The organism is Pedobacter sp. A2324, from assembly GCF_059693705.1.
The window spans coordinates 298293-320380 of sequence record NZ_JCASSK010000005.1 but is presented as its reverse complement, the minus strand read 5'-3'; the positions used below and the strand labels follow the sequence as shown (position 1 = coordinate 320380).

Sequence of the window (22088 nt, the reverse complement as noted above, 5' to 3'; positions counted from 1 at the left end):
TGTTTCTATACCCTTTTAAATGTAAAAATTGTCCCCTATTTAATTACACTTTTATTTAAGCCTTATTTAACAGCGGGTTCGATGGTTGAAAGGGAAAATACCGGTAATGAGACCATGGTCCATCCAGATAATGCCACAGATCCAGTCCTTCAATATTAATATTGAGCGGCTCGAAAGTCGGTTCTAACTTTGTTAACAAACTTTTGACCTTCTCCACACTTACTTTGTTTTGTATCGTGATATGCGGACGCAGTGTTTGCCTGTCCTGTGCGATTAGAATTGACTGGAATTGCTGTTGCAACTGCCGGTGCAGCAATTGTAATTCTTTGCTTTCGATAATATAAGCTACCCCGTTGCCGATACTCTTCAAAGCGTAAACACTGGCTTTGAAAGAACAATGAACAACATTTTCCAGCTGTAGCAGCACCTCCGGATCATCAGGAAGCTTATGAAAAAGCGTGAGATGGGCATTTAAAAAATTCCTTTCTGCTGGAAAGTATAGCTTTCTCCTATCATCAAAAAAAGTCTGGCTTTTTTTATCCAGTCTGGTGGTCAGAATGCAGGTATGCATCAAAGATTTGCTTTAATAATATTCTAAGATTGATCAGGCTGCTCGTCATCGTCATCAATGATGTCAGGATGCCTCAATTCCACAGCCTCACAAAGCTGATCCAGTAGATCTTCTCTGATATCACCTGGATTCTGACATATGTAGAGAAACCCCTGGCTGTTCGGAGCTAAAGCAGCCACTAATTTCTCTCCCTGGAAAACACTGTATCTACAAGTTGACTGTGCGTGATGGGGGTAGATATTGACATGAAAAGTATGCGTTTCGCCATCGCCCATCGCAATGGTATAAGCTTCTACTGCATCACTAACTACTGATTTTGCATCTGATTCTTCCATGATATTGGAACACTTACGAAATCAATTAGTTTTGCTACCAATGTTTTTAGTCCCCTATAAAACTATTAGATCTTTAGAATCCTAATCTTCATTCTTTTTGCTACGCTAAAACTGGGTGGAAATCTGTATTTGAAGAACATGGCGGTTATAGCGCCCGGTTTCCTCCTTTTGATACCAGTGTTGATAGCCCAATTCCGTATCAATGGCCTTATTCCAACGATAGCCAAAAGATAGAAATACCCGGTTCTGATCAAAAAAACTTCCGTTCACCTTACTTTTATTCATCACATTCAAAAACAATTCATCCTGCAAACCCATGTAAATTCCCCTTGAAAAATTCTGATTTGCAAGCAAGGGAATTTGTGCGCCAAGCATTCCCCTGGCACGTTGGGAAAACTGAACTTCATCAGCTTTGACCCAACGCTGTTCGAGCCTGCCGCGAAACATCAACTCTGTTTTATGCCATTTAAAATCGTAAATAAACTGCTCAAAAATCCGGTTTTCAAAACTATACGCCTTATCATCATTGTAGTCTTCCTTTTCCCAGTCGCCCTTGTATGCATACCCTAATGCGATGGAATGCTTTTTAGACAGGTCATACATTAATCCCGTGCGCAGCAACACCGTATTCAAATACTGATAGCGGTCGGCAGTGCGCAACTGGACATCTGCCAGTATTTTGAATGACTTTCCGATTTTTTGCTGATGTGTAATGAAAAGCCATCCCTGTGATTCGGGAGCCTGTCCGAAACTACAAAAAGAACAACACATGCTGATTGCAAAAAATAACAGCTTTCGTTTCAGGTAAATGCTTGCCGATGCCAAGCAGGTGTGAGTAGTATCCTCTGTGTTGTGGTTATCGGTAAGCGGTTTTCCCATTAATAGCTTCGTTTTATACATACAACCCGTGTATCAGTAAAACGTTTGGCATAATGAACAATTCAGGTATAAATCCTCAATTGTTATCCTAATACAACTCCTTTTTAAACCGTTTAGCTAGCCTCCCCGTTGCCAGGCTAATATCGATATCCCGGATAAGCAAGCCACTTTCGCCGTAATTTTGATAGGCGATGCAGTTACCATCGGGATCAATCAGCGATGTGGCAGATTCCTGATATTTCGAAGCGTAATTTACGCTGGCAAAATAGATTGTATTTTCAATCGACCTCATGAGCATTGCCTTTTCATAATAGGGGCTGTCCGGATCTCCCCAGCGGGTAATCACCTTTCCTGTTTCATCACTTCCCGTGAAATGTGGATGAAATACAATCGCTGCACCAGCTTGCGCAGCCCACCTTACCGACTCCGGGTATCTGAATCCTTCGTGGCAAATGGAAATACCAAACTTTACACCATTGATTTCAAACAATTGTCGTTCAGTTCCGGCTACCCACATCTCATCTTCCGATGGATCTAGCTGGTTTTTGCTTTGGTGGCCGATCACTTCCCCATCACTAGAAATCACGAAAGCTACGTTTTGCAGGCCACCTTCGCTGTGCCAATCCATAGGCACGATGATGGCTATTGAATTTTGCCTGGCAAGTGCAGTTACTTGCTCCAACGCCCTGGTGAGCGAAGGTGCACTCCGGTCACTTTCGCAGTATCCCATTCCGGGGTAACCTGGAAGATAGGATTCCGGAAAACAGATAATCTCCGCTTTGCTTTCAGCGGCCGATTTAACAAGTGCTGTAAGTGCGGTTAAAGCATTATCGAGAGATTTTGGAATGGGTGGCGAAGCAAGAGCTATTCTCATGAGTATGTAAGTAGAGTTTAAGGGTACAAGATAAAAACATTTCTCAATCCTGATAAAATCAGAGTTAAATCAGCTAAAAAAAAGCGTCTAAACTTTGTCCATAATATCTAATTTTATGCAATTTGCAAAAGTAAATTACTTCATTTCCCGCATGCCAGTTTAAATCCTATGCCTCCCGGTTAACGTTTAATCAGGCTATAAGAAAGAAGTAGTTAAAATGATAAACATGAAAAAACTGAAGTTGCTGTTCCGTATCCTATTTTTAGTTATTGCATCCATTGCCGCGGTAAATAGCGTTCACGCACAAAACGGCGATCAAATACTTGATGGTATTGGAGAAACGGGATTAAGCGCCCGGTATCAGTTCAATGGCGATGTAAAAGATTGGTCCAGAAATAATCACCATGGCAAAATTAATGGCACTGAAATCACTTTTGTTAAAGACGACCGCTTTGGCACAGTATTATCCATCAATGGCGGAAACAATTCCTTTCTAACCATTCCGGGCGAAGTGCTGACTGACCTTGAATCCTTAACGGTATGCGGATGGATTTACCTCCGGTCACAAAGCAATGGCCAGGCTTTATTTGATTTCGGGCAAACAGCACCAAAAAAATCTTTTGCAGCTTATCTGGGATCGAATAGCGGAAAAAATTTCACAGTGGCAATCCCCGGAAAAGATCAGAAAATTATGGAAATTGTCTCTTCTCCCATTGATGAAAATAAGTGGGTTTTCGTTTGCATTGTTGTTAATGTGCCTGCAAAATCGATGGTCACCTATATCAATGGCAAAGCTGCAGGAGAAATTAAAGGTGCGACGATTGACCTTACTGATACCTTCGGATCAACATCCGGAAAAAAGAAGCCGCTGTATATCGGTAAATCACAACCAACCGAATCAATGGCTTTAAACGGCATGATGCATGATTTTCGTATCTACCGCGTACCTTTAAGCATTAAGCAGGTTGAAGGTATTTTCATTAATGCAGAGCAAAGTACACAGGCCGCCACAGTGAATACCTCCTCCAAAAAAGAAGACGATTTACCCGCTTTCCTTTCAAATACTCCACAGCTTTACAATGCATACCTTAGTGCAGTCGGCGATGTGAAAGTAAGTACTGAAATTGGAAATCTACCCAGATTGCCAGCCTATGTTGCCGGCACCTACCGGAATAAAATCAAGGGTCCTAAAGTAAGGGTACTGTGGCCAGCTCCCACAGATAATACAACGGTTCTGAAATCTGGCCAATACACAATTACCGGGAAGGTTCCAGGAACGGATTTCCAGCCAAAAGCATTCGTAACAGTGTACGAACCAAACCATTCTAATTCTGTTGTTTCTAAATTGCAGCCCTTTCCCTTAAACCAGGTAAGCTTAAAACCAGATAAGCAAAACCACCAGACGAAATTTCTGGAAAACCGGGATAAGTTCATCAGAACGCTGGCTAATACTGACCCCAATTCTTTTTTATACATGTTTCGTCATGCTTTCGGACAAAAGCAACCTTCGGGAGCCATTCCTTTGGGCGTTTGGGATAGCGAGGACACCAAGCTCAGGGGGCATGCCACCGGGCACTATCTCACTGCAATTGCACAAGCCTATGCGGGCACTGGTTACGACAAAGCCCTCCATGAAAACTTTCGGAATAAAATGGAATACATGGTCAATACCTTGTATCAGCTTTCACAACTATCAGGAAAACCCGGGAAAACCGGCGAGGCCTTTGTAGCCGATCCGGCGGCCGTGTCTTTCGGGCCCGGAAAGTCAGCCTTCGATTCTGACCTTAGCGACGCAGGGATCAGAAACGATTACTGGAACTGGGGAACTGGCTTTATCAGCGCCTATCCTCCTGATCAGTTCATTATGCTGGAAAAAGGCGCCAAATACGGTGGTCAGAAAAATCAGATCTGGGCACCTTATTACACCTTACATAAAATACTGGCAGGCTTGATAGAAGTGTACGAGGTAAGCGGCAACAAGAAAGCACTCGCAATTGCTTCAGGGATGGGCGATTGGGTATATACCCGTTTAAGTACATTGCCTGCAGAAACCCGTATCAAAATGTGGAATACCTACATTGCCGGCGAATTCGGTGGTATGAATGAGTCCATGGCTCATCTGTACAGGATCACCGGCAAGGCAAAATACCTGAGCACAGCAACCCTGTTTGATAACATCAAAGTATTTTATGGTGATACCGCCCATACAAACGGATTGGCTAAAAATGTAGATATCTTCAGGGGACTTCATGCTAACCAGCACATTCCACAGATCGTGGGAAGCATCGAGATGTACAATGCCTCCAAAAACCCCGAATACTTTAAAATTGCCGATAACTTCTGGTATAAAATGGTAAACGATTACATATACAGCATCGGTGGCGTTGCGGGTGCACGTAACCCGGCCAATGCAGAATGCTTCGTTTCTCAACCATCTTCCCTTTATGAAAATGGATTTTCTGAAGGGGGCCAAAATGAAACCTGTGCTACATACAATATGCTGAAATTAACGGGCGACTTGTTTATGGTTAACCAAAATCCAGCATTTATGGATTATTATGAACGGGGTTTGTATAACCATATCCTGGCTTCAGTAGCCGAAGACAGTCCGGCGAATACCTACCATGTATCCCTGAGACCCGGATCTGTTAAACAATTTAGTAATGCTGACATGACTGGATTCACCTGCTGCAACGGTACAGCAATAGAAAGCAGCACCAAACTTCAAAATTCTATTTATTTCAAATCAGAAGACAATAAATCACTTTATGTTAACCTGTTTATCCCCTCTACCCTCAACTGGAATGAAAGAAAAGTAACATTAATACAATCCACAAATTTTCCAAATGAAGATCAAACCGCTCTGACTATCAATGGCAGCGGGAAGTTCAATATTTATGTGCGGGTACCTGAGTGGGCCACAAAAGGGTTTACGGTAAAAATTAATGGAATAGAGCAACAACTAATTGCCACACCCGGCACCTATATCAAGCTCAGCAGGTCATGGAAAAATGGCGATAAAATTGAACTTAAAATGCCCTTTCAGTTTCACCTTGATCGTGTAATGGATCAGCAAAACATTGCCAGTTTATTTTACGGCCCCATATTGCTCGCTGCGCAAGAACCAGAACCACGAAAAGAATGGCGCAAAATTACATTCGATGCTGCAGATATCGGCAAGTCGATATCAGGCGATCCGAAAACCTTAAATTTTAACGTGGGAGATGTTGCTTTTAAACCTTTTTACGAAACCTACGGCCGTCATTCGGTGTACCTGGACGTTACTTTGAAGTAGTAGAAAATGTACGGGATGCTACAATAAGACCTATTGCGCACTGAACTGTTTATACCAAACATTGAATGGTTTGGTATAAACAGTTGTGAATTTTAATACTCAACAACAATTTTTCCAATGGTAGCGCCACCTTCCAGTAATTGATGGGCTTTTTTAAAATTAGCCGTGGTGAAACCCTTGAGGGTTTCATTCAAAGTCGTTAATAACGTTCCGTTATCCAGCAAATCTGCTACCTGGTTCAAAATCCGATGCTGTTTAACCATATCTTCGGTTTGAAACATTGATCGGGTAAACATTAATTCCCAATGGAAACTCACACTCTTCCCTTTTAGCTGGCGAAGATTCACTGCAGCTGTCGGATCACTAATAGAACCAATGCTGCCCTGCGGTTTAATCAAATCTACAAAGGCATCCCAATATTGATTTACATCCACAAAATCAACGATAAAATCAACCTGATTGAAACCCGCATTACGCACTTCTGCAATCAGATTCTGGTGGTTGACGACAACATCAGCACCGTATTTTTTACACCAGTTAACGCTTTCAATACGGGATGCGGTAGCAATTACCCGTAACCCCAGCAGCTTCTTTGCAATTTGAATAGCTACAGAGCCTACACCACCGGCACCACCAATAATCAAAATGGACTTACCCTTATCTTTTTCATTGATGCGCAGGCGATCGAACAAAATTTCCCATGCCGTAAGCGCCGTCAAAGGTAAGGCAGCAGCTTCGGCAACTGATAAGTTTGCCGGTTTTTTACCTACAATACGCTCGTCGACCAGCTGATACTCAGCATTGCTGCCTGGCTTTGTAATATCACCTGCGTAAAAAACTTCGTCCCCAACTTTAAATAGCGATACCAGTTCACCCACAGCCTCTACCACACCCACGGCATCCCAGCCTATAATCTTAGGCGTGTCCAGTATTTTATCCTTTGCGCTGCTCTGTCGAACCTTAAAATCAACGGGATTTACAGAAACCGCATTGATTTTAACCAGCAAATCATGTCCCGCAGGCGACGGGTTTTCTGTTTCAAATTCAATAAAACTATCCTGCTCTGTTATTGGCAGCGATTTTTTAAATCCTATTGCTTTCATATTCATTTATATAGCTAATCATCAAACTCATTTCAATGCTACATTGAAGCGATCACGCTTCAAATGTAACTTCACGATCAAAGTTAATGTACAACATCGTATCATGTTGCAAGCAATCATTAAATGTATGTCATTTTTAAAGGGAAGTATTAACTTATTGCCGATGGGGAAAGCGCTTTCCGAAGCTTATCTCGTCACATATTATCAATCGACCGCTCACCTTTTTTCATGCCATTAAAAATTATAAATACCATAATAACGAAGATGGTAATATAACAGGCATAAACCACCTCTGTACTTTGTTGTTGATGATTTCTTACAGAAATGGCAAACAAAGCCCAGATTCCTACTGAGGCAAACTCACGGAGATTCCTCGATAGTATCATGATGATATTGACGAGCCCGGCAATTGCAATCATGATAACAGCCCAATTATTTTCAGAAATTCCCATGCCATCCCAGTTAATCTTAGTAAGGTAGGCAGAAACGTTTGCAATCAGGGCCACTGTTATCCATCCGGCATACAAAGCGAAGGGCCAATAGATCAAAACATATTCTTTGAGCGGATGCGCGTCGAGTTCCATCCTCGTGCGGCTGATGATGGCGATAAGACTTAGCAATAATACTATCATAATGACCACTGACGCCCCAATATAATCATTCAGCCAGGCCATCACCCAGAAAGAGTTTGCGGCACAGGAAAGTACAAATAACCAGCCTATCTTATTTAATATACTTTCAACTTCAGGCTGTTTTCTTTTGATTAATGAGTAGCAAACAAAACCCAGGAGTCCGAGATAAATTAGCCCCCAGATCGAAAACGCATACCCGGCTGGTGTAAAATAGTTGGCGTAACGGTCGGAAATTACTTTCATCGTATTTCCATTCAGCAATCCCGCGTTTGAAAAATAGTTTATCCCAATGGTCAGGATCAGTGAAATTAAGTTTGCAACAGGCAGATATTTGTTTAGGTGTTTCATCTGAATCAATGATGGTTGAAGTATAATCCTCAAATGATAAGTCTTAAAAACCAAAATTGTTTGCTTAGATTCAAGAATCTAATTATACTTCAATTAATTACCTTCCAGCACTGAAAGTGAAGTTTTTACAATATCTTCAAAAAAAGCTCTTTCCGTTCTGAATTTCGCATAAACGCGCAAACCAGAAACTGTATTGCAAAAAAAACGAGCAAGGGCGAGGGAATCTTTTGATTTACCGATTTCTCCATTTTGCTTCCCCTTCTCGAATGCCTGATACAGCGCATTTTCTATAAGAAGGTCGTCATCATATACCAGCTTATTTACCGCTTTATCCTGTGCGGCTACCTCCACTCCCGAATTCACTTTAAAGCATCCTTGCGGAAAAGTATCAACGTAGATATCGTCAACAACTCCGTTTAACAATGCACGAATACCGAGCTTCAAAGAAGGTGCCTCGCCAAGGGTTTTAATGATTTTGGCAGTACCACCATACTGATAAAGTTCAAGTGCCTTTAAGAACAGTGTATGCTTATCTCCAAAGGCGTGGTATATACTGGAACGTCCGATTCCCAACCCCTCTATCAGGTCGTGGATAGAAGTTGCATGATAGCCTTTTTCCCAGAAAATATTGATAGCTTTCCTCAGTATCTCTTCTTCATCAAAATCTTTGGTTCTCATAATGATCAATAGCTTTGCATCTGCATACAAAGCTATTGATTTATTTCATTAATCCGGAAAAACCGGGATGACCATAAATACTAACGCAATCCACCGCTTGCCGACACGATTTCCCCTGTCAGCCAACGGGCCTCGTCCGAAGCAAGAAACGAAGCAATTAATGCAATATCCTCTGGCATTCCAACACGCTGTAGCGGCGTCATCCCCACAAACATCTTTTCCATTTCACTTCCAATAAACCCACCTGCCCTTGATCCCTCCGTATCAACTATACCAGGATTTATAGAATTTACCCTAATGTTCTTTGATCCCAGTTCCTTGGAAAGTACCCTTGTTATAGAGTCTACAGCACTTTTTGTTGCCGTATAAACAGCACTCCCGGCCGGCTGAGATGTCGATACACCAGATCCGATGTTAATAATGTTACCGCCATTCTCTGCGAAATAACTTACCGCCGCCTGAGAGGCAAGAAGCAAACCCAACACATTGATATTAAACTGGCGATGAAACCCTTCAACAGAAACCGATTCAAGTGGACCCCATTCATAAACTCCAGCATTATTAACCAAAATATCAATTCTGCCAAATGCCTCCACGGTATCTGCCAAAATCCTTTTCACATCTTCTGCGATTGAAACATCACCCTGCACAGCAATTGCACTTCCACCTTTACCTCTAATGATCTCCACTACCTTTTCTGCGTCTCCCTTGGAGTAGGCGTAATTTACAACCACTGCTGCACCATCTTCAGCATACTGTTTCGCTATTGCTGCCCCGATTCCTTTCGAAGCGCCTGTTACCAGAGCAACCTTATTTTCTAATTTTTTCATATATTGTACCAATTGGTCGACAAACATAATAAGTTAATTAGACCGATCAGTACAATAAGGTAAGTTTGAGAATAATATGACATTTACCTATGCGGGCATGGCATCCAAAAATTAAGCTCCCAGTTTTTCAATCAAACCAAAACCATAAGCTACTTGCTGTTGTTTAAATCTCAGTATAGTTGCTAATTCACTATATCTTAACTGTTTTAACTTCAAAACAGCAACATGAAACAAAACAAAACACAGCTTACCCCTGAAGAACACAGGCTCTTCGGCGATCTAATGCCCGAAGAACTGGAAGAGGTCATTCAATCAGGTTTCAACCGACGCCACTTCGTCAAACTAATGGGCTTAGCCAGCGCCGGCTTATTGGCGAGTTATGCGTTAGGTGCCGAGCAGCTATTTGCCCGGGCAGTTGAAACAGATGAAATTCCCGACCTCATCCCCAATGCTATAGAAAATGGAATAAATATTACCTTCAAAGTCAATTCAAGCTCCAAAAGCATACTTATCGATTCCAGAATGACCCTACTCGATACCCTTCGGGAAAGAATAGGTCTCACAGGATCAAAAAAGGGATGCGATCATGGCCAGTGCGGTGCCTGCACGGTCATTGTCGATGGACAGCGGGTACTGTCATGCCTTACTTTAGCAGCCACTTGCCAGGGGAAATCAGTGATTACCATTGAAGGGCTAGCGAAGGAAAATGAGCTGAACCCCATGCAAGCCGCTTTTCTTAAGCACGATGGTTTTCAATGTGGATTTTGCACACCTGGACAAATCTGCTCAGCTGTAGCACTCATGAAAGAAGCAAAAGAAGGTCAGGCAAGCTTTGCTACAACGCACATCAGCGCTGATGCGAAACCTATCCTCCTTTCCGATGAAGAAATCGCAGAGCGGATGTCGGGAAATATTTGCCGCTGTGGCGCCTATCCCAATATTGTAGCAGCCATTAAAGAAGCTCAAACCGGTAAAAATGTTCCACAAAACTGGTTGTTTACCGATTAACCGCATACCATTATGAAACCATTTCACTTTATTTCGGCAACTAACCCAGGCGATGCGGTTGCAAGGCTTACTAAAAATTCAGAAGCTGCTTTTCTGGGCGGAGGAACCAACCTGCTCGATTTAATGAAAGAGCATGTATCCCTTCCCAATGAAATTATCGATATCGGAAACCTGTCGCTAAAAGAAATTAAAGCCACTGCCACCGGGTTTCATTTAGGCGCTTTGGCTAAAAATACAGAAACGGCTAATCATCCCCTGATACGTAAGCACTTACCATTACTTAGCAAAGCAATATTAGCCGGCGCCTCTGCACAAATCCGGAACATGGCCACTAATGGTGGAAACCTTTTGCAACGCACCCGATGCAGTTACTTCTATGATATCTCGATGCCCTGCAATAAGCGGGTGCCCGGAAGCGGATGCGCTGCTCTGGAGGGTTTCAATAGAATGCATGCGATCTTTGGCTGGTCGGAACATTGCGTGGCCGTATATCCATCCGATATGGCCGTAGCTTTATCGGCATTAAATGCGACGGTAAAAGTAAAAACCAATGATGCAGAACGTACCATAGCCTTCAAAGATTTTCACCTGCTTCCCGCTAACCATCCTGAAAAAGACAATAGCCTGGAGCATGGCGAACTCATAACGGGAATTGAAATTCCAAATAATAACCTTGCTGCACACTCAGCCTATGTGAAGGTAAGAGACCGGAATTCCTATGCCTTCGCGCTGGTTTCTGTTGCTGCAGGTTTAAACCTTAATGGAAACATCATTCAATCTGCCCACCTGGCTATGGGAGGAGTAGCACATAAGCCGTGGAGAGCGTTACAGGCAGAAGATTTTTTAAAGGGTAAACCAGCAACAAGCGCCAACTTTACCAAAGCCGCAGAACTGGAAATGACTGCAGCCAAAGCCTTATCCCACAACAAGTTTAAAATAGAAATGGGCAAAAAAACCCTGATCAATGCCCTTCAGTTAGCACTTATAGGATAAATTAACAATCAAACATGGAAAACAGCACCAAATCTATCGGTAAAGGTATCGACCGGATCGATGGTATACTCAAAATCACAGGTAAAGCCACTTATGCTACCGACTATCCGGCCAAAAACATAGCTTATGCCGTGTTGTTTAAAAGCACCATTGCCGCCGGTCAGATTACAAAAATCGACAGCAGCAAGGCTGAAACTTATCCTGGGGTACTTAAGGTAATTACCCATGAAAACGCACCACAGTTAAATGTAAAAGGTGGCCTGAGAGGCGGTGCATTGTTGCAAGGACCCGAAATTACTTTTCATGGTCAGCATATTGGAATGGTAGTAGCCGAAACTTTTGAGCAGGCAACAGCTGCCGCACACCTCATAAAAGTTGAATACAATCAGAAAGCAGAAAAAACAGATTTTGAAAAGCTGGCAGAAAATCCCGTAATGCCTAAAGGAAAAGAGCTGGCCGATCAGGTGCGGGGCGTAGGAAAATCGGCTATGGAAACCGCGGAAGTAACGGTGGAGGAACTATACGAAACCCCTATTGAGCACCACCATCCCATGGAGCCTCATTCTACCGTGGCCATTTGGGAAGGCGATAAACTCACACTATACAATGGTTCACAAATCATTAACGGCGCGCAAACGGCAGCAGCAGCTACATTGAACATGAAACCTGAGCAGGTACGTATCATCTCTCCTTTTATTGGCGGTGGTTTCGGTTCAAAGGGTGGTCAATGGGCAAACCTTGTACTTACCGCAGTGGCTGCTAAAATGGTAAACAGACCGGTAAAGTTAGCCCTAACCAGGCAACAGATGTTTAACTCTGTAGGATTGAGGCAGCGAAACATGCAGAAATTAAGTATTGGTGCAACAAAAGAAGGAAAACTGGTTGCACTTGCACATGAAATCATATCGCACACCGCAATAAATGATGAATACATTGAACCTTGTGGCGATTGTACAAAGATCATGTATGATGTTCCGAACAGCCTGATCACTTACCGGGTAGTGCCCATGAACATCATACTGCCAACCTATACCCGCGGACCCGGAAAATCTACCGGAAGCTTCGCTTTGGAATCTGCCATGGACGAGCTGGCTTACAAACTCAAAATGGATCCCATTGAATTAAGGATTAAAAATGAACCGTCCAAAGATCCGTCAAACGGAAAACCATGGTCATCCAGAACAACGGTAAAATGTTTACAAGAAGGCGCAAAAGCATTCGGTTGGGACGAACGAAAAGCTGAACCAGGCACCAATAAAATCGGTGATGATTGGATCGGCTATGGCGTGGCCTGCGGAACCTATCCTGCAAGACAGCGGGACAGTTCGGCGATCATTAAACTGACAATAAAAAATAAAATAGTATATGCCACAGTAGAAATTGCAGCATCCGATCTGGGTACAGGAACAAATACCATACTGGCACAAACCGCTGCCGACGGGTTAGGCGTACCCGTAAACCAGATAACCGTTAAACTTGGAGATTCCGATCTTCCCCCTGCTGCAGGTTCAGTTGGTTCTGTAGGCGCCTCCAGTTTCGCAAATGCCGTTAACGATGCCTGTATCAAAATCACCGACGTACTATTAGCTAAATCGGGCAAGCAGTTTTTTGTCCGCCCAACCGCAGCACAACTCATGGTTTCAGAAAACTTTCCTGATTTTCAAACCCGTTCTGATTCCAAAGCACCGTCCGAAGCCGATAAATACTCTGCACATAGTTTCAACGCTAATTTCGCCGAAGTAAGAGTAAACAGCATCACCGGAATGGTAAAGGTAACACGCTTCCTGGCCGTTACAGGCGCTGGAAAGATACTGAACCCAAAAACTGCCAGATCGCAAATTATCGGCGGAAACGTTTGGGGAATCGGCATGGCTTTAACAGAAGAATCAGTAATCGATCCCAGATACGGAAATTTTGCCACACGCTCCTTTGCTGATTACCACGTACCCACCAACTTAGATATCGGAAGCTTAGATGCCATGTTTATCAATGAGAAAGATTTAATCCCAAATAAAATGGGCGTAAAAGGAATTGGTGAAGTGGGGATCGTTGGGGTTGCTGCCGCAGTTGCCAACGCAGTTTTCAATGCGACAGGAAAAAGAATAAGGTCTCTACCTATTACACCAGATAAGTTGCTTTAATCTTATTTATCAGTTTTTTTTCTTAATGTCCCCTCTAATTTATTTACTTTTTCGCTTAATGATATAATGTGAAGTGTAAGCTCTTCAATTTTCTTCAAAAGGATTTTATTCATATCTCCCAACGAAACACCATTTTCTTCAGTGTCTTTTGCGGTTGGCACTTCAGGAAGATGGTTGTTGGTTTTAATGTAGGCTGCTAGTTCTGCTAAAGGCCTAAGTTCATATTCTTTTGCAAAAACGTAATCCGGCCAGTTCTGTGCGTCAACTTTGATTTCCTTTGAGCGAATAGTTCCATTAACTGATAAGGCCTCTTTAGGGCTTAGTGTTCCGATTCCCACTCTACCCCCTCCATCAATAACCAGGTCATCCCCATAATACCAGCTCAATCCTGCATTTACTTTGTTACTTAATCTTTTCGTACCAAGAATCATCTTGCCGGTTGCATCACTATTATGATCGTTACCTGGAACAGTTATAATTCGCCCTTGCCCATAGAAATTGCTTCCGTCACTGTTTGCCGGTATTACAAATTCAATTTGTGCACCCATGTTTTGAAAGCGCCCTCCGGTTTTTGCTTTAACTACCAGTCCTTCTGTACTCACCATGGCATTTGCATCCACAAGGGCGGCACCGCTAGTCACCTCTGCCCTGCCACCCTTTCCAACAGAAAACACTTCCGTATCGGAGACGTAAGCGCCACCACCACTGGAAAATACAGCCAAACGCTCCGCATCACTATTGATGTCGTTCATTTCCATCTTGAAACGCCTGGAGTTATCTGATGCATGAAAGCCAATCCTTGGCCGTTCATTTGCATCTGCACCAAATTGAACGCCTGTGAAATTCCCAAAATTACCGGTTTTGATATCGCCGCCAACAACGTTCAGGCGTGTCATTGGGGTGGATGTTCCAATACCAACAAATTGATTGTCAGAACGTATATGTAATAGCGCATCATGTTGAACACCTCCTGTACTGTTACTAATGGTAAAATCATTTCCTGAAAATGCGGAATATCCCATTGCCCAATTCCCTTCAAACTCCCCCGCTCCAGGATCGTTTCTAGCTAAACGAATACCCGACCATCCATTGGGCCTCACTATCACTATACCTTCTGCCCACGCCTCGCCTTTCGCCTGAATTTTTAAATTTCCATCTAAATAACTATTGCCCAGAACATGAAATGAGGTGATTGGGTTAGTGGTGCCAATTCCTACATAACCAGCGCTCGTAATTCTCATTCTTTCTGTCATACTTTCGGTGTTTAGACCGTTATTAGTTTCGAAAACAAGGTGTCCACCAAATCCGTTCATGCTATAAACATTCCCTAGCCTGGCTCCTATGTACCCATCGTAAGGGCGTTGAAACTGTAGATAAGTATTTGTCGGATCTGTGGAGGCTGCTAAAGAAATGTTTCCATTTACATGTAGCGCTGATTGGGCTTGGTTGGTTCCGATCCCAACCCGCCCATCGCTTTCGGTAACAATTTTTACCCAGGGTTGCTGTGCATTATTGTTAGTTTTCCTTAGAAAAAAGTTCTGATCAAAGAAACTTCCCGATAACTGCATGGCATAATTATTTCCTCTATTAGAGTGCCTGACGTCTAGTAAATGCCACCAGCTGGATGCACCTGCAGGAAAGTTTACTGGGTTTACAGTCTCGTAAAAGCCTGAAGTTGTTCCGATTTGCCCGGCGTCATCCCGGCTTTGAGTTTGGGCGATACTAAGCAATGGCAAAATCAGCGATACTATCGCTAATAAAATTCTTTTCATCATCGTGTTGTTTGGTCTGGCTTATATGTATTCGAAACCTGTTTGAAATCAACATTTAACCAATTAAAGATGAGCTAAAAGTTTTGGAAATAAAATGCAGTTTGATGAAACTCAACTATCTGTCACACGAACACTGGAAACCCTTTGACGAAACCGATTTTACTTATAAGATATATGGGTTTAAACGATCAAATAACTACCTCCAACCATCTGAGTTAAACAAGCGCTTACCCCAAATCCACAGAAATTTTGTTTATTTGAAGATTATTTAATGCTCTAATGATTCACCGGTATCTATACACTATTCTTGTTATGCTATTTTGCCTTGCCGGTTCCAGCTCCAGGGCACAGGCACCGGCAAATGATGATGTTAAAAATGCAACATTGCTTCCATCAGTTATGGGCTATTGTTCTGGTGAAACACAATATAGTAATATAGGCGCAACGGCAAGTGGTTTTAAAAAGTCAAACTTCTGGAATTCTGAGGGCAAGGACGTTTGGTATATCTTTACCGCGATTGCAACCGACGTTACGGTAACTATTACAGGTAAATCGACAGTTAACTCAGCATCGTTGCTTAATCCACTGGTTGCTTTTTACACTTATAAAAACAACTCCCTTACAGAACAGATTGGCGCAATGACCACCGGGAATAACATTACCACAGGCTATAAGGGCGGCCTGGAAATTGGTGAAACTTATTATATCCGGGTTAGTGCCGAGCAGGATGCGACAGGCACATTTAAGCTCTGTGCTAACAACTATTTTCCTCCAAAAAAGCCGGGGCAAGATTTCACTACAGCGGCATTACTTTGTGATACGAGGACTTTCACGGAGCAAAGGGTAAGTGGTGCAGGAGAAAATAATCGCGAAGCCCTGGGAAGTTGCCTCAGCACAGAATCTAATACAGCATGGTATACCTGGATTGCAGCCAATGATGGCGACCTTGGTTTCAGTATTACCCCAACTTCCATAACGGATGACATCGACTGGGTATTGTTTGATTTAGGACCGTCAAATACCGCGTTATTACCCAGCTCTACTAATATTTTGAGGTGTGCAGCAGGAAGCGGTGTTAATTGTGTGCCACGCTATTATGTTACAGGAATGAATAGCTCATCTACAGATCTTAGTGAACAACAAGGTTGTGTAGCCGGACAGGATGGCTTCGTGAAATCGATCGATATGATTACGGGTCATCAGTATGCTTTGTTAATCGATAATTTTTCCAATGGCAATAATGGTTTCACGCTAGCCTTCAATGGGAGCGGAACATTTATAGGACCTAAAGCAGCAGTAAACATGGAATTAGAGGCAGCCTGCACAACTGATCAGCGTTTTAAATTTACTGCAGAAGCAACCGGATATAATAGCCTGTTGTGGAATTTCGGCCCGGGCGCCAGTATCGCGACGGCTTCCACACCTGGGCCGTTCAGCCTCAGTTATAATAGTCCCGGTATAAAAACAGTAAGCCTCGAGGCCACAAGCCCGAGGGGATGTACCACTGTCAGTACATTTACTTTTGAGGTATCGGCCAAGCCTGAAACGCCTGCCATTCGGATAAATCAAGAAAGCTTTTGCCTGGGCTCGGTTATCGAATTGCAAACCACACCAGTTGAAGGCTTTCGTTATCACTGGACCGGACCTGACGGTTTCGAAGCCGATACGTCATATGTCCGTCTTCCTGTAAGTAACCTGTCCAAAGGGGGACATTACGAATTAACCGCCTTTTCTGGCAGCTGCGCCAGCGAAACTGCCTCCATATTTATTCCAAACATTGTCGTTAATCCCGTAGCTTCTTTTACTACAAATCCGGTTGTTCCCGGTAAATTTTCCGTTCCGGCGCCTATCGGTTTCATTAACCATTCCAAAAATGCTGATTATTATCTGTGGAATTTTGGGGATGGAGAGCATTCAGAAGAAGCTAACCCCAGTCATACCTTTACCAAACCAGGAAAATATCAAGTAACATTAACCGCCTTCACTACAAACGGGTGTGCACACAGTATAATTCTAAACGATCTGGTATTATTAGATGCTGCAGCACTGCTCATTCCAAATTCCTTTTCTCCCAATGGCGATGGAATAAATGACGAGTTGAATATCAACGTAACAAACCTCAAGCATTTTTCACTGAGGATATTTAATCGTTTAGGTAATCAGGTATTTTTCACACAAAATATTTTTGATTCATGGAAGGGAGACTTAAAGGGCAACCCGGTTCCGGTAGGTGCTTATTTTTATGTATTTGATGGAGTCGATCTTTTTGGAAAAGAAGTAAGGTATAAAGGTTCAATAACCCTCATCCGCTAAAACATTAATTACCAGTTACGTTGCGGACAAACCACTTTGTATACGTTATTCAGCAATAGGCCCAGGACTATTTCGTGACTCCCATTGCTCACACGGTTTATGCCAGAAGTAGTCGAATCGTATGAGTAGGTAACGTTAATCAGGTGACTCACATTTATACCAGCCATAACACTTAGTGCATCACCCTGTCGGTAACCTGTCCCTAACCAAATGCGCTTGTCAAACGTTAGTTTCACATTTAAATCAGCTGATAATGGGGTATTTGCTGCATATTTTAGCATTACTGAAGGAATGATATCTATATTTTCTCCCAGCGGCAACCGATAACCAGAAGTAAGGAAATAATGAGGGACCAAACGACCGGTATTGTAAAGTTCATCACCCGAGAAATTCAGTTTAGCAGGAATCAGTTGCTGTGCAGAAAAGCCGGCGAAGAAATCGCGACCATACAACCATAAACCAATTGATAGATCAGGATTGGTAACCGTTTTGCGTGCATTTGCCAAAGCAGGATCTGCAGGGTTTTCCATCATTAGCTTATTTACATCGATAGCGGTTAGGCTTGCACCGGCCGCAGCTCCGACGGCGAGGTTTAACCGCTGGCCAATCTGCATGTGATAGGAATAACTGAGGTTCATAATGGTCATATTAAGTTGCCCGGCTTTGTCACTAACAAGCGAGGCGCCAACTCCATGATGTGAAGGAGAGGCGCTGTAATCCTGAAGGTAGCTTCGGGATCTTGGGTCTTTACCATCATCACCCATCGAAAGTGGATTCTGCCACAAATATTCATCACCCAAAGCCCAGTGTATAGTAGCAAAAGATGTGTTGGGCGCATCCTCAAAACCACTCCACTGTTGCCTGTACCCTAGCTTTACATCAGTGTAATTTTCAATACCAGAAAGCGCCGGATTCAGCAGGTACTGATTAAGTAAATATTGGGTGTATTGTGGACGCTGCTGGGCCCAGGTAGGAGCAGCAAACCATGTCAATAAAATAAAGCCCAATAAAAACCATTTATTCATTTACCTGTTCCTCCTTTTGATACAACATGCTTTTCTAGTTGAAGCAGGCGTTCATTGGTTTTTTTATTGGCGTTCAGTAGCGAATTAATCTGTGTATCTTTCTCTATGAGGTACAGTGTGAGTTCCTCAATCTTTTTCAATAGTAGACTATTCATATCTCCAAGTGCGATCCCTTCTATCTCTACCTCTTTTGCTGAAGGCATTTCGGGCAGATGCTTATTAAGCTTGATATACTTTTCCAACTCGGCCAACCCGCCAATTTTAAAACCCTCTTCAAAAACATAATCAGGCCAGTTAGCAGAGGAAACTTTTACTTCACTAGAACGAATGGTGCCAAATACTGATAGTTTTTCCTGAGGATTTAATGTGCCAATACCTACATTTCCATTAGCAAGAACTCGCATTTTTTCGCTTTGCCCTGCGTACAGTGATAGCGCAGTATTATTACTATGTATATCTTCAGCAGTTCCCGAAATACCAGCCCATTTTTCTTCACCAAGATAACCAGTACTGAGCTTTAAACCATTAATAGAACCGGGACTAGCTGCGTTTGTTCTGCTGTTAATCGTCCAGCCCCCACTATACGATTCCAAATCCAGCATCGAGGAGCCACCATTCAGCGTCATAAATGTAAAGTTACGAGTCCCCCATCTGTGGGTTTCTGAGGTGGGGTCGCGATCCCACCAGGTGCGTGCATCTACTCCCGGTGTTAAAAATGAAACATCCACGCTAATTCCGTCGATTAATCTTGTGCTGGTCCATCCATCACCATAATAGCTTCTATACAACCATTTTTTATTCATAAAATGGTTGTTGGTGTACCCCGATACTTGTGAAATTTCGAGATAATTGCCTTGATTCAGTCCTAAATTTTGCGCTTCTAAATTTGTGCACCACCCTATTATCAAGGCTATACAAACGATAAGTCTATCTTTCATTGTTTCTTAAGTCTCTTGTTGAGTTTTTGGTCGAGAGTTGTCAGTTGGGCTGATTGCCTTACTAATAATTCGTGCTGAGCAGTCAGCTGCTTTTGCTGATCAATCAAATGTAAAGTTAGCTCCTCAATCTTTTTCAACAGCAGTTTATTCATCTCTCCAAGTGCGACACCTTCTTTCTCTACTTCTTTTGCTGAGGGAATTTCCGGTAGATGCTTATTTACTTTAATATAGTTTTCTAGGTCTATAAGGCTTTCAACTTTGAAATCCTCATTAAAAACATAATCAGGCCAGTCTGTTGCAGAGACTTTTACTTCTGTTGCTCTAATCCCACCGTAAACGGAGAGCTTTTCTTTTGGAAGCAAGGTTCCTATACCCACATTACCTGAACCATCGATTACAATGTCATCACCGTAATACCATTGTTGTCCGCTATGGAGTTTGTCGAACATTCTTCGTGTACCTAAGATCATTTTTCCTGTGGCATTTGTGTTATCTGGATTTCCGGCAACTGTAATAATCCTGCCTTGCCCCCAAGGGTTATCCCCTGCACTGCCTGCGGGTATCAAAAACTCGAGTTGGGCACCTGCTTCTATTTTCCGGCCTCCTGTTTTAGCCTCAATCACTAATCCATCGCCGTTATATGCATAGTTATTTCCGCCATCTTTTCCAGAACCGTCAGTAGTTAAATGCAAGCCAGACTGAGGGTTTTGTTCGCCGATGCCAATTTTACCAGTTTTATTGAAACTCATTAATTCTGTATCGCCTCCAGCCCCACCGTTGGTGGAGAAAACGCCTAAACGCTCATATGTACTGTTGATACCGTTTACTTCAAGTTTAAATCTCCTGGAATTATCCGAAACGTGGAACCCGATTCTTGGCCGTTCGGTGCTTTCTGCTCCGATTGAAATGCCTGTAGCGTGATCGTAATTATAGGCTTTGATATCACCACCTGCTACTTCCAGTTTATATACCGGATGATCCGTTCCAACCCCTACACTTCCCTCAAATAAGCCTTGTCCATCACCCCTGACACTAAACCGTCTTACCCCCGCCGAAAGCCCCTCGAAATAAGTGTTATTTAACCCACTGGGATTATCCATTTCGGCACGGAAGATACCATTCGGATAAGTATAGTTTGGCCCCGCCTGGTGACCAACATAAAAGCTCTGACCATTAGGGGTGCTCATATAAAGTTTTCCATTAAGAACGCCATTTGTCTCCGTAATCACTCGTGACCATTCACGGTTGGCCAGGTTATCAGTTTTTCTAAACCAAAGATTCTGATCATAAAAGCTACCCGCAAACTGCATGGAAAAATTATTATTTACATTGCCGTGCCTCACGTCGAGCCAATGCCACCAACCTGCTGCACCAACCGGAAAATTGATCGGATTGTAGGTTTCATAAAATCCGGCAATCCCTCCTTGCTGTCCAGCATCATCACGGATCTGGCTTTGTGCAAATAAAATCATCGGTTGGATTAGAAATAATCCAATACAGAGTATGCGTTTCATCCTAATTGTTTGTTTGATTCGGTTGGTCCATGTATCTCTTCTCACATTACAAAAAAATGCCGAAACACATCAAACCAATGTAAAATCCAAATTTATAATCATAAAAAAAACAGGGATTGACGAAAGTGAGGGTTCTGACACACGAATGGGGAAGACTTTTGGATGAAAGGGTTTGGAAGTTGTTAAATTCGAGATGGTATGCTCCCAGACAATTGCTCCAATGACCAACTAACTATCAACTTGAGTTTGAGTTATAAAATTATGCTTGAAGGTTTTTAATCGAAGGGATTTCTTCAGCTTGCTCAATTCCAGCTTCGCAATGACGTTCAGAACAGCCGTCGTTACTTCTGATACCCGCACCTTCTTTAAATAAAACACTAATTAAAGGATTAATCATTCCCTGACAATCAACATAGATATAAACATCAAGCGATGACGTACCGCAAATTCTACATATCATTTTTTGTTTACCACGTTTTGTCTTTCTATTTTTAATCAGGGAGATTCCATCGAAAATAGTATATTTCATATCGTTAGTAATTGTGTGATAAAGGTAGAAGGTTTAGGGTAAGGGCCTAAGCAAAATGCGCCAAATCCACTATCCGGATTGAGGTAACAAATAATAGCTTTCAGGCAACTTAATCATGATTTCTCCTTTACAATTTTAAGCAGAAAACATACCCCATTACAGATCACCAGTAATTCTGTAACAACAGATGAAAAAACCAGCACTTAGCGCCTGTAATTTAATCTAAAATAGAAAAGGTGGACAACCGCCCACCTTTAAATTGTTTTATTTAATACTCGATCAAAACTCAAAACAGCTTCTGAAGTATTTT

At 42.6% G+C, this 22088-nt stretch carries 18 protein-coding genes; 5 read left to right on the top strand and 13 right to left on the bottom strand.

What is annotated here, in order from left to right:
- Positions 1-55 precede the first annotated feature (55 nt).
- The 4 genes from AC570I_RS16500 to AC570I_RS16485 form a co-directional block, all read right to left on the bottom strand.
- The gene (locus AC570I_RS16500; RefSeq protein WP_497406349.1) at positions 56-571 is read right to left on the bottom strand and encodes a 2'-5' RNA ligase family protein; all 516 of its coding nucleotides are present in this window, start codon (positions 569-571) and stop codon (positions 56-58) included.
- A 23-nt stretch (positions 572-594) separates the two neighbouring features.
- Complete coding sequence (locus tag AC570I_RS16495) at positions 595-906, bottom strand: hypothetical protein (RefSeq protein WP_497406348.1); 312 nt, start codon at positions 904-906, stop codon at positions 595-597.
- Between the two features lie 105 nt (positions 907-1011).
- Complete coding sequence (locus AC570I_RS16490; protein WP_497406347.1) at positions 1012-1785, bottom strand: DUF2490 domain-containing protein; 774 nt, start codon at positions 1783-1785, stop codon at positions 1012-1014.
- Between the two features lie 88 nt (positions 1786-1873).
- Entirely contained in the window at positions 1874-2659 is a 786-nt protein-coding gene (locus tag AC570I_RS16485; RefSeq protein ID WP_497406346.1) for a carbon-nitrogen hydrolase family protein, read from the bottom strand.
- Positions 2660-2885: 226 nt separating this feature from the next.
- Between AC570I_RS16485 and AC570I_RS16480 the strand changes: the two genes are divergently transcribed.
- Entirely contained in the window at positions 2886-5954 is a 3069-nt protein-coding gene (locus AC570I_RS16480; protein WP_497406345.1) for a beta-L-arabinofuranosidase domain-containing protein, read from the top strand.
- A gap of 92 nt (positions 5955-6046) precedes the next feature.
- Here AC570I_RS16480 and AC570I_RS16475 read toward each other — a convergent pair whose 3' ends face one another.
- The 4 genes from AC570I_RS16475 to AC570I_RS16460 form a co-directional block, all read right to left on the bottom strand.
- A complete protein-coding gene (locus tag AC570I_RS16475; protein ID WP_497406344.1) occupies positions 6047-7057 on the bottom strand; it encodes a zinc-binding alcohol dehydrogenase family protein in 1011 nt (336 codons plus the stop codon).
- Positions 7058-7251: 194 nt separating this feature from the next.
- On the bottom strand, positions 7252-8037 hold the full coding sequence (locus tag AC570I_RS16470) for a TspO-related membrane protein (RefSeq protein ID WP_497406343.1): 786 nt from the start codon (positions 8035-8037) through the stop codon (positions 7252-7254).
- Positions 8038-8130: 93 nt separating this feature from the next.
- The gene (locus AC570I_RS16465) at positions 8131-8715 is read right to left on the bottom strand and encodes a TetR/AcrR family transcriptional regulator (protein ID WP_497406342.1); all 585 of its coding nucleotides are present in this window, start codon (positions 8713-8715) and stop codon (positions 8131-8133) included.
- 80 nt (positions 8716-8795) lie between these two features.
- Positions 8796-9545, bottom strand: coding sequence for an SDR family NAD(P)-dependent oxidoreductase (locus AC570I_RS16460; protein WP_497406341.1), 750 nt, complete (start codon positions 9543-9545; stop codon positions 8796-8798).
- A gap of 225 nt (positions 9546-9770) precedes the next feature.
- Here AC570I_RS16460 and AC570I_RS16455 point away from each other — a divergent pair, with 225 nt between their 5' ends.
- Genes AC570I_RS16455 through AC570I_RS16445 form a run of 3 tightly spaced genes read left to right on the top strand, consistent with a single transcriptional unit; the run spans position 9771 to position 13687 of the window.
- Positions 9771-10553 (top strand): (2Fe-2S)-binding protein, encoded by a 783-nt coding sequence (locus AC570I_RS16455; RefSeq protein WP_497406340.1) that lies wholly within the window; start codon positions 9771-9773, stop codon positions 10551-10553.
- A gap of 12 nt (positions 10554-10565) precedes the next feature.
- Positions 10566-11546 carry an FAD binding domain-containing protein gene (locus AC570I_RS16450; protein ID WP_497406339.1) on the top strand — a complete coding sequence of 327 codons (981 nt, stop codon included), beginning with the start codon at positions 10566-10568 and terminating at the stop codon, positions 11544-11546.
- Positions 11547-11560: 14 nt separating this feature from the next.
- Positions 11561-13687: a xanthine dehydrogenase family protein molybdopterin-binding subunit gene (locus AC570I_RS16445; RefSeq protein WP_497406338.1), complete on the top strand. Its 2127-nt coding sequence runs from the start codon at positions 11561-11563 to the stop codon at positions 13685-13687.
- 2 nt (positions 13688-13689) lie between these two features.
- On the opposite strand, the gene AC570I_RS16440 is transcribed toward AC570I_RS16445, so the two are convergent.
- Positions 13690-15462, bottom strand: a complete 1773-nt coding sequence (locus AC570I_RS16440) for a hypothetical protein (RefSeq protein ID WP_497406337.1) — start codon at positions 15460-15462, stop codon at positions 13690-13692.
- Between the two features lie 309 nt (positions 15463-15771).
- On the opposite strand from AC570I_RS16440, the gene AC570I_RS16435 reads away from it, so the two are divergent.
- Positions 15772-17772, top strand: a complete 2001-nt coding sequence (locus tag AC570I_RS16435) for a PKD domain-containing protein (protein WP_497406336.1) — start codon at positions 15772-15774, stop codon at positions 17770-17772.
- Between the two features lie 8 nt (positions 17773-17780).
- Here AC570I_RS16435 and AC570I_RS16430 read toward each other — a convergent pair whose 3' ends face one another.
- The 4 genes from AC570I_RS16430 to AC570I_RS16415 form a co-directional block, all read right to left on the bottom strand.
- Complete coding sequence (locus AC570I_RS16430) at positions 17781-18797, bottom strand: PorP/SprF family type IX secretion system membrane protein (RefSeq protein WP_497406335.1); 1017 nt, start codon at positions 18795-18797, stop codon at positions 17781-17783.
- Positions 18794-19735: a hypothetical protein gene (locus tag AC570I_RS16425; protein ID WP_497406334.1), complete on the bottom strand. Its 942-nt coding sequence runs from the start codon at positions 19733-19735 to the stop codon at positions 18794-18796. The genes AC570I_RS16430 and AC570I_RS16425 overlap by 4 nt, the downstream gene beginning before the upstream one ends.
- Complete coding sequence (locus tag AC570I_RS16420) at positions 19732-21249, bottom strand: hypothetical protein (protein ID WP_497406333.1); 1518 nt, start codon at positions 21247-21249, stop codon at positions 19732-19734. Before AC570I_RS16420 ends, AC570I_RS16425 begins: the two co-directional genes overlap by 4 nt.
- Before the next feature lie 259 nt (positions 21250-21508).
- A complete protein-coding gene (locus AC570I_RS16415) occupies positions 21509-21778 on the bottom strand; it encodes a hypothetical protein (protein WP_497406332.1) in 270 nt (89 codons plus the stop codon).
- Positions 21779-22088 lie beyond the last annotated feature (310 nt).